Genomic DNA, 12,606 nt, shown 5'->3' with positions numbered 1-12,606 from the left:
CCGATTATTGGGAAGGTCAAATATAAATTCATTAAGGCTCACTTCTTGGATATTTTAAAGTAGACTCATATGAAGGATAAACATAAAAGACCGCATTTCTGCGGTCAATTTTTGTGCTATTTTTTTAATTTGATAACTTCAGTTTCAGTACCGAAAACACCAGTTTGAACTTGAAGTTTTAAGTCTTTACTTTGTGCTACGGTGTTGGCAACATCAAAGACAACTTTTCCTGAGATTTGTGATTCTGGATTGACTTCTTGAAGGAAAAAGCTATTGTCAATATCACCACTTTCAGATTGATTTGCACTCATACTTCCTGCGCTATCAGCCTCAAAGGTTTTATTTTCTTTCAACAGTTTAAAGAAATTCGAATCGACAGTTACAGCTTTATCACCATTATTTTTTACAGATACTTCGATAACTACGAATTTCTCACTCGCTTTAGTTGGTAGAGCAGATGGTCCGACTTGGTCAGCCAAGCTAATAGAGTTTACTTTATATTGCATTTTACCAACTTTGACTGTATCACCAATTTTATATTCTTTTGCTTTTTTTGTTTCCTTTGATTTTTGCGTTGTATCTTTTGATACAGCTTTCTTACCTTCTTTTTTCTCAGTTGATGTAGCTGTTTTATTAGTATTATCAGCTTTATCATCAGAATCGTTGCTACAAGCGCCGATAATAACGCCTAGCACGATGAAAATTACTATGATGGTTAAACAACCACTAAAAATCTTCTTCATTGTGTAAATCCTCCTGTTTTGTAGTTTAAAAGTATTGCCGGCATTTAATATACCATACTACCTAGCATTTTGTTGATACTTTTTTGATAATTTTTTGGTTTTTTTTGCTAGAGTAAGTATTATAATGGAAATTCAAGGTCTTTTAGCTTGGAAATGTTGTTTCAATTACTCCACTAAAATAAAAACTCGGGATATAGAGTAATTTTTAGAAATCCTCCATTTAGAGGAGATAAATTTAAGATGGAACCTACGCCAGCAGTGGAGCAAGTACTTCAATTAGTAGAGGACCTGGAGCCGGATGAAAAAAAGAATTTCTAGAAGCTCTCACAACTAAGTATAGGTCTCTTAGGGAAGACAGAAAGTTATGTGTAAAATGGATTAATCTATAATCTTATAACCTGGTAAATACAATATGAGCGATAAAGTACATAAAGCCCTAAAGCTAGTAGTAGAATTAGAGTGTTGTATTTCTCAATATAGTTCTAGGAAAACATTTAATTTATAGAGAAGGATAAACTTGAAGAACTAGAGCGAGAAGAAAAAGAAAAAATTAATTAAGTAATATAAAAAACGGCACTTTTTAGACTTATCTAAGGAATGCCGTTTTTTCGCCTGCCTTTAATATTTATTAATGCTCCCCCAACAGTATTATCAAGGGTTTGAAGGTTCCCCCAGTGCTTTTGAAGCTGCATATTGATGATTAATCAAAGAGTTCCCCCAGTACATCCCCCAAAAAACGAGTGATTATGGGGAGAATTGGAGAACAGAGAAAAACAAAAAAACCTTGCAACCGTTGATATAACGGGAACAAGGCTTTTAAAAAGAGTTCTTTTGAAATCTTTAAAGACTATCTTGAGTAGTACTCAACGATAAACGCTTCATTGATTTCAGCAGATAATTCGCTGCGTTCTGGAAGACGTACAAATGTACCTTCTTTTTTGTCAGCATCGAATGAAAGATATTCTGGAACGAAGTTGTTTACTTCGATTGATTCGCTAACGATTGCTAGGTTTTGAGATTTTTCACGAAGAGAAATCACTTGACCTGGTTTAACGCTGTATGAAGGAATATCAACGCGTTTGCCATCAACTAATACGTGACCATGGTTTACTAATTGGCGAGCAGCACGACGAGTGCGAGCTAAACCAAGACGATAAACAAGGTTGTCTAAGCGAGTTTCAAGAAGGATCATGAAGTTTTCACCATGAACACCATTCATTTTACCAGCTTTAACAAATAGGTTGTGGAATTGACGTTCGTTCATACCGAACATATGACGAAGTTTTTGTTTTTCTTGTAATTGTAAGCCGTACTCAGACAATTTTTTGCGTTGAGTTGGGCCGTGTTGACCTGGAGCGTATGGACGCTTTTCGATTTCTTTACCTGTACCGCTTAAAGAAATACCTAAGCGACGTGATAGTTTCCAAGATGGACCTGTATAACGAGACATTAATAGTCTCCTCCTTTGGTTTTTTATTTAGCATAAAATAAAAACCAATTGTATTTAGCTCCATTGCCATTTTATTTTCATGTATCTTCGCTCATGCAGCCGAAGAGTTACCAATACACCGTCTATTAAATAGAGGAATAAAATGAACAACCAAACCATACAACCGCTGCGTTTATTTTACACAAAGAATATTGTAGTATTTGGACTGTTTTCTGTCAAGCAAATCAATTAAATATAGTTGAGAAATCCAGTGGCAAAAAATTACACAGTGATTTATAATTGAGATTATCGGAATAAATTATTAATTATTAATAGTTTAATATACTTATTTATTTTATTCGGAAATAGTCATAACTACTTAGATAATGGTCAAAGAAAAAGGTGATATAATATTGGGAAATCTCCAAATAATACAAAACATTAAAAGCTACCTATTGGATTTTTGGATTGCTCATGTAGATCAGTCGTTGACAGATACTGAATATTTTCATGAATTTCAAATGATCGCCAAACAAGAATTTAAAATGAAAAAAGTAGAATATTTAAAGCTAGAACACGGCTTATTATGTCCATTGCCAAATTCAACCTTACAAGCACTTCCGTTTAATTCGATTGCACCTTATGTGGAAGAAACACATCCTTTATCTGAAACAAGTGCAAAGCTGATAAATAAAGTACTTAAAATAGATAGTGACGTCATCATTCTAAAAGATGAAAAAGACCATATTTTTGCCTTAATTGTTGTTGAAAACACACCTGAGTGGCAATGTTTTGCCTCGACGCCTTACGTAAAAGAATTAGAAACGTTGTTATCTAGTCTAATATTGTCTCTAATAAGTAAAGAGAAAAACTTTTATGAAGCAAAATTAAATGGGGAATTATATGAAATGACGGCTATTTTTCATTCCACTATGAATATTAATACAATTTTAGAGGCGATGATTCAAAGCATTAAAAGGACATTTCCACAATTTAAATCAAAATTGATCTTATCGAATGACCAAGACCGACTACAAATTGAAGATGTAGAGGTATTTGATTATTTATTAGAAAGACCTTCTACGATTGAAGCTTATGTATCAGGAGAGATTACATCGGAGGAAGCCAAGGATATCAACAATTACTTGCTGAATGTGCCTATTATTGGAAAGCAAGGCATATATGGTGTGCTTCAGATTTTTGCTTCACCTAATTATCATTTTAGCTCAAAAGAAAAGAAATTCTTGTCTCATTTAGCACAGACATCTGGCAATGCTCTAGAAAATGCAAAACTTTATCACCAGTCGCATCGCCTAGTAGCAGATCTGCAGCTAATCAATGAAACATCGCAAAGGTTAAATATGAAGCTTAATAAGGAAGAAATCATTACTTTTTTGACAATGCAACTAAAGAAATCTTTTTTGCCATCAGAAATTTGCTTTGTCTTTAAATCTCATGATGGTTATCAATATATGGGAGATACAGCTGCTTTCTTTTGCGAGGAAAACGCTTCTGTGTACAAAGAATTTATAGCAACACACTTTGAGAAAAGTATGGAGCCTCTCTTTATAGCTGAGTTTAGCCAAGTGGTGGCAGAAAAGACAAAGTATAATTCAATGATCGTTGTCCCTATTATTATAAATGAGAAGGTACAAGGATATTGTGCAATATTCCATGTGGACTCTTACTATTTCTCATTTGATAGTTATAAACTAATGCAGTCTTTAATTCGACATTCTTCATTAGCAATTTCTAATATTCTACTTAGAGAGCAACTCCAGGAAATGATTGATAGAGACCACTTAACAACACTGTATGCTCGTAAATATTTAGAAAGATATATCGAACGTTCTATGGAAGTAGATGATTTCGGCGCATTTATTTTATGTGATATTGACGATTTTAAGAAGATAAATGATACGTACGGTCACCAGACAGGTGATGTTACTTTGCTTATGATAGCAAAACATCTACAGGGTTTGGTAGAGAACCAAGGTATTTGTGCACGTTGGGGAGGAGAAGAAATGGCCATTTATTTGCCAAACAAAGGACTTGATGAAACAATGGCTTTAGTTGGCAAGATTATTAATAGCATACCACAAGTGACTAGCCCTCCAGTTACTATTTCATCAGGTATCGCATTATGGAGAAGCGATGCACGGTTTACGTACCAACGTGTTTTTAAAAATGCTGATGTAGCTCTTTATGAAGCTAAAAATACAGGGAAAAATAAATATTGCATCTTTCAAGGACCGCCTATAAATGAAAAAGCTGATGCTTAAGCATCAGCTTTTTATTATAGGTGAATATGACGGACTAATACATTAACGAACTGTTCAAGACCAGCTTGATCGTCGTTACTGAATCTATTTTTTATAGGGCTATCAATATCTAACACCCCATAGAGCTCTCCATTAACGATTAGAGGGACAACAATCTCTGATTGTGAAGCACTGTCACAAGCAATATGACCAGGGAAAGCATTGACATCCTCTACAACTAACGTCTCTCGCGACGAGGCTGATGTACCACAAACGCCTTTTCCAAGCGGGATATGCACACATGCAGGGAGTCCTTGGAAAGGTCCTAGCAGCAATTCATTATTTTTCATAAGATAAAATCCGCACCAATTAATATTATCTAAAAATTGGTTAAGTAAAGCTGAAGCATTGCTTAAATTCGAGATGGAATCCATTTCTCCATCTAATAATGCATCCAATTGCTTAGCTAGTAATTGATATTGAGCTGTAATATCGCCGCTGTAATTTACTTTTTGAAACATTCCTATACCTCCCGTTGTTTAGCGATCAAATGGAAAAAGTCCTTCCTCATAAGGATGCAAATCATCTGGGTGATGGGCATCTGAACCATGAATAATAGGAATTCCTAATGATTTTGCGTATGATATATATGATACGGTTGGATGTGATCCATTGCAATAAAGTTTTGATAGAGTAGCATAATTTACACCCAATTCATAGTTGTGTTTTGCTATGAGTTTTAAAATATCTATTAATTGTTGTTTAGATAGTAGATTTTCTTGTAGCTCATCAGTAGGGAAAAGCAAAGGATTGCTGATTCTCTTTGGCTTATAATTCCCTAAGTTTGATTGGATAGATTTTGTTATGGTTTTATAATATAGGTTGTAAACGGATTGTAGCGTATCCTTTTTTCTTGCGAGACTTGTCAATTGATCAAAAGGATGGTCGACACATGTATAAGATTGACCACACTTGAGGAATCGGACAGTTAACATTGCATCATCGATATGTGGGCCTATAAGGTTTAGAAAACTTGTCGTTTCTCTTTCATAGTCTTCAAGATAATCTACCTCAAAGCCAATGCGAATATGAATGAGATCTTTATATTTTTCTTTAAGTCTTTGCATTTCATCCATGTAAACAAGTAAACGTCCAGGGCTCATTGTTCGGCCGTCTTTCGGGCAAAAGTCGACAAAATTTGAAGGCAATGGGGCATGTTCTGTAAAGGTTATATCCTCATAGCCTAATTTAATTGCTTTTTTGATATAATCTTCACAAGGAATTGTAGTGCCATTAGGACAAAAAGAGGTATGAATATGGGCGTCACGTTTCATAAAATCCCTCCATTTTTAAAAAATTAATCGAATTATAGATAAATTAATAAGAAATCATTCATATAGATAAACAAAAAAACAAAAAACATGGTAATATTAAGCTTAATTAGATGCTGAAAAACTGATTAGGGACAGGGGGCTTACGATGAGTTTTTTCATTGCCGCAATCATCGTATTATGTATAATTATAGCAATTGTCTTTATATTTCGTCGAAAACATCGAACTGAAATTCAAAGACTAGAACAAAATAAGCAACAAATTCAAAATAAGCCAGTGCTAGAAGAGTTGATGAAAGTAAAGGCACTCAACATGAATGGTCAAACAGAAGAAATGTTTGAACGTTGGCGAAATAAATGGACAGAGCTCATGGATGTTGAGATGCCGAAAATTGACGAACTACTCTTTGATGCGGAAGAGCAAGTAGACAAGTTTCGTTTTGGCAAGGCGACAGAAATAGAAAAAGATATCGATTCGCGCATAGCTGAGTATGACAATGAAATGGCCATCATTTTGAAAGAGTTGGATGAATTAGTTGGAAGCGAAGAGAAAAATAGAGTTGAGATTGAACAGTTGAAGGAACAATATCGTTCGGCTCGTAAGACTCTCCTTGCCCATCAATATTCATATGGTCCTGCTGCTGTTCCGCTTGAGAAAAGACTAGAAACATTTACTCCACAATTCGAAGAATACGAGGAATTAACGAGCTCAGGAAATTACCTGAAGGCAAGGGAATTAGTTGTGAATTTAAGTAATGAAGGACAACAAACCTTTAAATTGATTAATGAAATCCCAACGCTTCTTACAGAAATTCAACACAAAATTCCATCAGATATTCATGAAATTAGAAATGGGCACCGAGAGATGGAAGACCAATCCTACTTCCTTGTACATTTGGAGATTTTAGACAAGCTAGAGGAAATGGAAAAAAGTTTAGCTGAATTCAAACAAAAAGTAGCTGATTTGGATATTGATAATGTTCAACAGCAAGTGGAAGTAATAAAAGATGAAATTGAATCCTTCTACGATGCATTAGAAAAAGAAGTCATTGGGAAGAAATATGTTGATCTTCATTTTGTCTCTATCGGCGAGCAACTGGAATCAACTTTAAAAGCGACAGAAGAAATGGCTATAGAAGCGGAAGCAGTCCAAAAAAGCTATCGATTGCCTTCACGGGAAGCAGAAATTCCCAAAAACTGTAAACAACAACTGCTGGCTCTTCAACAACGCTATGACTTTTTAGCTGTAGAGGTACGAGAAGAACAATCTGCTTATTCAAGCATGGAAGAGGTTCTAAAAGAGCTGAAGGACTCAATAGAAAATCTATTCCAAGAACAAAAACAATTTGCTGAACGCATGAACAACCTTCGCATAGATGAAAATAAAGCAAGAGCTACATTGAACAACTTAAGAAAAATGCTGTCTGATACTGAACGAATGATACATAAAGCAAATCTGCCAGGTATTCCGGAGGAAATGGATGCCAGATTAGAAGAAGCTACTGAAAGAATCTTTATTGTGGTCAACAATCTGCAAGAGATCCCTCTTAATATGGAAACGGTTTATAAGAACTTGGAAATTGCAGAAAAATGTATAGAAGAAGTTCGGCAAACAGCAGTTGAAATGCTTGAGAATGTTCAATTAATTGAATCAATTATTCAGTATGGAAACCGTTACCGCAAGACAAATCCAGCCATGCATCAACAATTATTAGAAGCTGAAGCAGCATTTCGTGATATGAGGTATGCCAAAGCTCTGGAGACGGCTGCAACTGCCGTAGAAGCGGCTGAGCCAGGGGCTATGAAAAAAATTCAAGTACTTGCCAAGGATTAGGTTTGGCGTTCATAATAGAAATGCATTAAGCCACCGCACAGGTTTTTGTGCAGGTGGTTTTCTTTTGGAAGGAAGGTACCAACAATGATTTATTTAGACCATAGTGCAACAACAGCGATAAACCCTTGTATACCGAGGTTTTGAAAGTGGCGATATATAAGAGGTGACCAAGAAGTGACTTTTTATAGAAACATATTTAAAAGGTCACTCGCTTTTTCTTTATCCTTTTCAGTTAAGTGACTATAAATATTAAGCGTTATTTTAATGTCACTATGGCCAAGTTGCTCCTGTATAATTTTAAAATTGACTCCCTTGCTGACCATAAAAGAAGCATAGGAATGTCTTAAATCATGAAAAGAAATTTTAGGGAGATTATACTTCTTTACAATTCGTGCCCACTCAGTTGATGTAGTTCTTGGATTCATTGGGTGACCGTCGTCTCTTGTGATTAAAAAATTGATTGGATTATTATCTTCATCTTTTAATGGTCGCCAAGCACTGCCGGATATTAATTGTAATTTGCGTTTTTCTTTTACATATAACTCTAATTCCTTCATAAATGTGGCCGGAACATTAACTGTTCTTGGCTTTTTATTTTTAGTGGGTCCTAAAACCAGTTTCTTTAATCTCTTATCGTATTGGAGCGTTTTATCAATCAAAATTGTATTGTTTTTAAAATTTATGTTTTCTAAACGTATTCCAGATAGCTCACCTAGTCTTAGACCAACTAATGCAGCTAGCTTAATTTTTATTCTCATTACAGGCTTTAATTCATCAGCGATTTTAAATAAATATTTTAGTTGGTCTTCATCATAAAAGTTTTTCTCTTTCCGAGTAACTCGAGGGGCTTTTATATTATTCATTGGGTTTTCTTTAATAACTCCCCATTCAATTGCTTTTGAAAAAACACTTTTCAATACTGTGAATTTTCCTGCTGTAGTGTTTCCTGTTGAATCATTTTCTTTCCACTCTTTAAAGCATTTAACTATATGGAAAGTTTTAATTTTATTCAACTTAAACTTTCCTAATTGTTCTAATATACCGTGTGAAAGATGGTACTCATAAATATCCCTTGTTTTTATAGATAGATCTACCTCAACGTAAGTATCCATCCATCTGTCTGTGAATTCTTTAAAGGTAATACTTTCTGTGTTATGAGCTTCAGTAGATGTAGCAACTTCTATTTCAAAATCCTTAATCGCTTTGCTAATTGTTCGTTCTGTCAATTTGTTAAGAGTAACATTCCTATGTTTTCTTAATCGTTCTCCAGTTTCTTCGTTATACCCTAGCTCAACAGTTATTTTGATTCTTGGTTTCCCACTTTTGGTTGGTGGTAGTTCTACATAACTTGCCATGTATATTCCTCCCATACTTTTGTAAAAAGAAAAGAGTAGCAATTGCCACCCATCAAATGATTGCGATCACCCCCTTAAAGTTTTTCGATATTCAATGAATCAAATGAAATTCTGTAGCCGTTATGAATTTTTGCAACACCATATTTTTGTGTGTAATAATTCAAAGCTTCTTGTAAATATTTTGGCGTGATATCTAAATAGAAACAGATATCATCAGGTAACCAATGTTCATTCTCATGACATTCAATCAATTTTTCTAGTGGAACTAGCTTTTCGTATCCCCACCTCCTTGCCACTATTTCTAATTTTCGACTTCGAATTTCGTCCAAATCAGTAATATTTCCATAAGTTGTTTCATGATGACCTATTTCCTCAGCTAAAACGCAATGCTTTTCAATACTGTTAAGCCGTTTGTTTAGGAATATAATATTGTCAAAATATAATCCAGATAACCCTCTAGGTAATTCAGCGAATTTAATTGTTATTTGTGGATATTCGGCAATTAAAGAATCTAACCCCATACAAACACCTCATTTTTTACGTTGTGATTTAATAAAGTCTATATACTTTTTTATATCCTCAAGTTCTTCTTCTGTAACATCATCATCGATATGAGCAGCTATAGTTTCAATTTTAGAATTATGTACTTCTGTTTGATCAACTATATCACTGAAGAAATACGAACCAGGTACACCAAAGTAGTCCGATAAAATTCGAACAGAATCTAATTTAGGCTCTGCATCGCCTGTTTCCCAACGACTAATAGAACTTTTACTTAGTTTTGTATTGTATTTTTTATTTAAATTCTCTGCTAGCTCTTCAAGTGTTAGTGAACGTGATGTTCGCAAATTTCTTAGTAAACTTCCGAAATTGGACATTTGTTATTCTCCTTTAAGTAATTAAATTAAATAAATTCTTTATATATGTTAGATACATCTAATATATTATAGGTATTATTCCGTAAATGCAACATATAATTCAATTTTTGTTCCGAAAACGGGAAAATATTTATTGACATATTATTTAATAGATTATAAGATTAAGTTGTTCCAGAAACGGAACGGAGGTGAAGAAATGGCAAATATGTCTATAGAGGCTACTAGGCGTAGAAACCCTTACAGAAAATTAAAAGCATTTATTGTTGAGAAAGGGTTGTCGCAAAAAGAAGTCGCTAATTACTTAGATAAAACACCTAGCGCACTCAATCAAAACCTAAATGGAACAGGCGGAGATTTTTCTTTATCAGAAGCAAGGTTGCTTATTGAAAAATATAATGTACCACCAGAATATTTTTTTGAAATTTAGTTCCGTTTATGGAACAAAAGGGGGTGAAAGTATATTGCGGAAAATTCGAGGTGTAGAAAAATTAGTCGAATATCTAAATGAAATAGGTTGTCCGATATCAAAGGCTACGATATACCGATTAATGCAAACTAAAGAAATACCTGTTCGTAGACCTGCACCAAGAGTAATCATTTTTGATTTAGATGAAATAGACGATTGGCTTGGAGGAAATGCTTAAACTGTTTTTTAATCCAAAGGAGGAACAAAAATGTACCAACAATTAAACGAAAACGCGTATTTAGACAAAGTAATCAACATGGTGGACAAGTTTCGTGAAGAGTTAGTGGCGATGAAGAAAGAAGTTGCTGCAACAACTGTGGAGGAAATTATCGAGCATGAAGGGTTGAAGCTTCGTAAGGTTAATAGAGATACAAAGAAAGGTGATTATGTTCGATTCTTTGAAGAAGAACATGAACATACAAAAGCGAATGTTTTTTATGAAGTTGTAGACGGCAATGACTTTTATAAAGATGATGATGGGTTTTGCGGATATACAACAAGCGGTTGGGGAGGAGCTGACTTAAGAGAAGTATTTGAAGTTGTGAAGGAAATTACACCTGAAGAATTACCGTTTCCAGAAGTTGAGCTTTCTGCAAATCAGAAACGTGCAGCATTGATTGAAAAGGCTAAGGCATTTGTGGAGGAACAAAAAACCACTATTGCTGGGATTGCGGTTTATGGGCCAAATAAAAATCAAAAGGTTGAATTTAAAGATGTATTTGTTCCGCGAAATAATCGTACAAATTTCAGACATTCAGCATGTAAAGCTGAATTTATTGTAAAGAAAAATAAATTAACTTGTTTATTAAAAGGTGTAGAAACAAGCAACGTTTATGGTGTTGGGCGTTCGAAGTGTGCACCAGGAGACGTATTCAACGAACATATTGGACGAGCTATTGCATTGGCTAGAGCGCTTGAAATTGATGTGCCAATAGATTTTATGTTAGCTATACAGCCAGATGAATTTGTCGTTGGTCAATTAGTAGGCAGTACTGATCCAACAAGCATTTATCATAAACCAGTTGAAACTGTAGAGGTCATAAAAGGTCACGCTTATGACAAAGATGAAGAACATTGGTCACTGCATGATTTAAAAAGAGGTTATTGTGTCATAACTGACGACACAAACGCCCTATATCACGAGGTGAATTAAATGGACCATACCACACTAGCACTAATCATATTCCCGCCAGTTTTAATGTTTTTACTTGGGATTATGATAGCTCACAAACCAGAGGAGGAGAAATAACATGCAACTATATGTAAATGTGGAAGGTAAATTGAACAAGGTTTTTAGCGCTTCAATAAGTGATGACAAATTTACAGGTGTTTGCTACACGACTGAAAACAATGAGTACAATTCTTTAAGCGATAGTAATGGAGATCTTCAAGGCAAAATTGTTATTAAGGACAGCAACACAGAAAAGCTGAAAGATAAGCTCGAACAACTTTTACAAGATGAAACGGATTTATTAGACGATTGGGCACATACAGTCGCACAAGAAGAAACATTTGAAGCCTGGAAGAAAAGTAAAAAGCACTATGATAATCAATCAACAAAAATTCAAGGTATTGAAAGCTCTTTGAAACTAGTAAAACGCACACTAGGTTACAAGGATTAGAGGTGAGCAAATGAGGGAGATTAAGTTTCGAGCTTGGTTTAAAAATGAAAGTGTAATAAAGAATGTCGCAATCAATAATATTTATGAAGGTAATAGTACACATTTACATTTATCGCCTATGCCTATGAGTGATTACAGACCGATTGAACTAATGCAATACACAGGCCTTAAAGATAAAAACGGCCGTGAGATTTATGAGGGAGATATAGTTGAACAATTAAGTGAGCGAACTTATGAATCAATAATAGGAGTAGTCAAGTTTATAGAGAGCAGTTTTGTCATTGAATGTATTGGTTTAGAAACGGGTGTATATCTATTTGACGAAGTTGCTTACAACGCTGTTCTAGGAAACATCTACGAAAATCCAGAACTATTGGAAGGAGTGTAGATAAGATGGGGAATCTTTGGGGTCAGCCATTCGGTGACGTGAAATTAAAACGTGCTAGACGTTCGGAATTAGTACAAGCAATTGCAGATTTAGAAGAACGCGGTTATGAACTAATCAGACAAGGCAGAACGCATAAATCATTTAAAAGCTACACGCACAAGCAGGAAACTAAGACCCATTTAAACCGCATTAAGTACGATGGCGACGAAGTATCAGAGTCATTTTACGCTGTAATGAGAAAAAAGCCCGCTAAAGATGGCAGTCTTTAACGAGCACTCAAATAAATATTTTACTAGTAA

At 34.7% G+C, this 12,606-nt stretch carries 15 protein-coding genes; 8 read left to right on the top strand and 7 right to left on the bottom strand.

The window, feature by feature from the left end; all coding sequences use genetic code 11:
• Positions 1-116 precede the first annotated feature (116 nt).
• Both AC6CHJ_RS10665 and rpsD read right to left on the bottom strand, forming a co-directional pair.
• Positions 117-743: a DUF4352 domain-containing protein gene (locus AC6CHJ_RS10665; protein ID WP_392992700.1), complete on the bottom strand. Its 627-nt coding sequence runs from the start codon at positions 741-743 to the stop codon at positions 117-119.
• 847 nt (positions 744-1,590) lie between these two features.
• Positions 1,591-2,193 (bottom strand): 30S ribosomal protein S4, encoded by a 603-nt coding sequence (gene rpsD / locus AC6CHJ_RS10660; RefSeq protein ID WP_066788927.1) that lies wholly within the window; start codon positions 2,191-2,193, stop codon positions 1,591-1,593.
• Between the two features lie 392 nt (positions 2,194-2,585).
• On the opposite strand from rpsD, the gene AC6CHJ_RS10655 reads away from it, so the two are divergent.
• Entirely contained in the window at positions 2,586-4,454 is a 1,869-nt protein-coding gene (locus AC6CHJ_RS10655; RefSeq protein WP_392992704.1) for a sensor domain-containing diguanylate cyclase, read from the top strand.
• 14 nt (positions 4,455-4,468) lie between these two features.
• Here AC6CHJ_RS10655 and AC6CHJ_RS10650 read toward each other — a convergent pair whose 3' ends face one another.
• Together AC6CHJ_RS10650 and hisJ are read right to left on the bottom strand one after the other, a co-directional pair.
• Positions 4,469-4,954 carry a free L-methionine (R)-S-oxide reductase MsrC gene (locus tag AC6CHJ_RS10650; RefSeq protein ID WP_147196016.1) on the bottom strand — a complete coding sequence of 162 codons (486 nt, stop codon included), beginning with the start codon at positions 4,952-4,954 and terminating at the stop codon, positions 4,469-4,471.
• 18 nt (positions 4,955-4,972) lie between these two features.
• Positions 4,973-5,767 (bottom strand): histidinol-phosphatase HisJ, encoded by a 795-nt coding sequence (gene hisJ / locus AC6CHJ_RS10645; protein ID WP_392992709.1) that lies wholly within the window; start codon positions 5,765-5,767, stop codon positions 4,973-4,975.
• 145 nt (positions 5,768-5,912) lie between these two features.
• Here hisJ and ezrA point away from each other — a divergent pair, with 145 nt between their 5' ends.
• Positions 5,913-7,598, top strand: a complete 1,686-nt coding sequence (gene ezrA / locus AC6CHJ_RS10640; protein ID WP_249774596.1) for a septation ring formation regulator EzrA — start codon at positions 5,913-5,915, stop codon at positions 7,596-7,598.
• 182 nt (positions 7,599-7,780) lie between these two features.
• On the opposite strand, the gene AC6CHJ_RS10635 is transcribed toward ezrA, so the two are convergent.
• The 3 genes from AC6CHJ_RS10635 to AC6CHJ_RS10625 form a co-directional block, all read right to left on the bottom strand.
• The gene (locus AC6CHJ_RS10635) at positions 7,781-8,953 is read right to left on the bottom strand and encodes a tyrosine-type recombinase/integrase (RefSeq protein WP_498288445.1); all 1,173 of its coding nucleotides are present in this window, start codon (positions 8,951-8,953) and stop codon (positions 7,781-7,783) included.
• A 74-nt stretch (positions 8,954-9,027) separates the two neighbouring features.
• A complete protein-coding gene (locus AC6CHJ_RS10630; protein ID WP_498288443.1) occupies positions 9,028-9,474 on the bottom strand; it encodes an ImmA/IrrE family metallo-endopeptidase in 447 nt (148 codons plus the stop codon).
• A 9-nt stretch (positions 9,475-9,483) separates the two neighbouring features.
• A complete protein-coding gene (locus tag AC6CHJ_RS10625; protein ID WP_498288441.1) occupies positions 9,484-9,831 on the bottom strand; it encodes a helix-turn-helix domain-containing protein in 348 nt (115 codons plus the stop codon).
• A 196-nt stretch (positions 9,832-10,027) separates the two neighbouring features.
• On the opposite strand from AC6CHJ_RS10625, the gene AC6CHJ_RS10620 reads away from it, so the two are divergent.
• The 6 genes from AC6CHJ_RS10620 to AC6CHJ_RS10595 all read left to right on the top strand — a co-directional run bounded on the left by AC6CHJ_RS10620 (position 10,028) and on the right by AC6CHJ_RS10595 (position 12,576).
• Positions 10,028-10,258 (top strand): helix-turn-helix domain-containing protein, encoded by a 231-nt coding sequence (locus AC6CHJ_RS10620; RefSeq protein ID WP_498288439.1) that lies wholly within the window; start codon positions 10,028-10,030, stop codon positions 10,256-10,258.
• A 34-nt stretch (positions 10,259-10,292) separates the two neighbouring features.
• Positions 10,293-10,475, top strand: a complete 183-nt coding sequence (locus AC6CHJ_RS10615) for a helix-turn-helix transcriptional regulator (protein WP_498288437.1) — start codon at positions 10,293-10,295, stop codon at positions 10,473-10,475.
• 30 nt (positions 10,476-10,505) lie between these two features.
• Positions 10,506-11,450, top strand: coding sequence for a hypothetical protein (locus AC6CHJ_RS10610; RefSeq protein WP_498288435.1), 945 nt, complete (start codon positions 10,506-10,508; stop codon positions 11,448-11,450).
• 97 nt (positions 11,451-11,547) lie between these two features.
• Complete coding sequence (locus AC6CHJ_RS10605; RefSeq protein ID WP_498288433.1) at positions 11,548-11,919, top strand: hypothetical protein; 372 nt, start codon at positions 11,548-11,550, stop codon at positions 11,917-11,919.
• Positions 11,920-11,929: 10 nt separating this feature from the next.
• Positions 11,930-12,307, top strand: coding sequence for a YopX family protein (locus AC6CHJ_RS10600; protein ID WP_498288431.1), 378 nt, complete (start codon positions 11,930-11,932; stop codon positions 12,305-12,307).
• A gap of 5 nt (positions 12,308-12,312) precedes the next feature.
• On the top strand, positions 12,313-12,576 hold the full coding sequence (locus AC6CHJ_RS10595) for a hypothetical protein (protein ID WP_498288429.1): 264 nt from the start codon (positions 12,313-12,315) through the stop codon (positions 12,574-12,576).
• Positions 12,577-12,606 lie beyond the last annotated feature (30 nt).

Source organism: Rummeliibacillus sp. GQ308 (assembly GCF_059759115.1).
The sequence above is the reverse complement of the archived record's forward strand: the minus strand, read 5'-3'. Positions and strand labels throughout refer to the sequence as shown.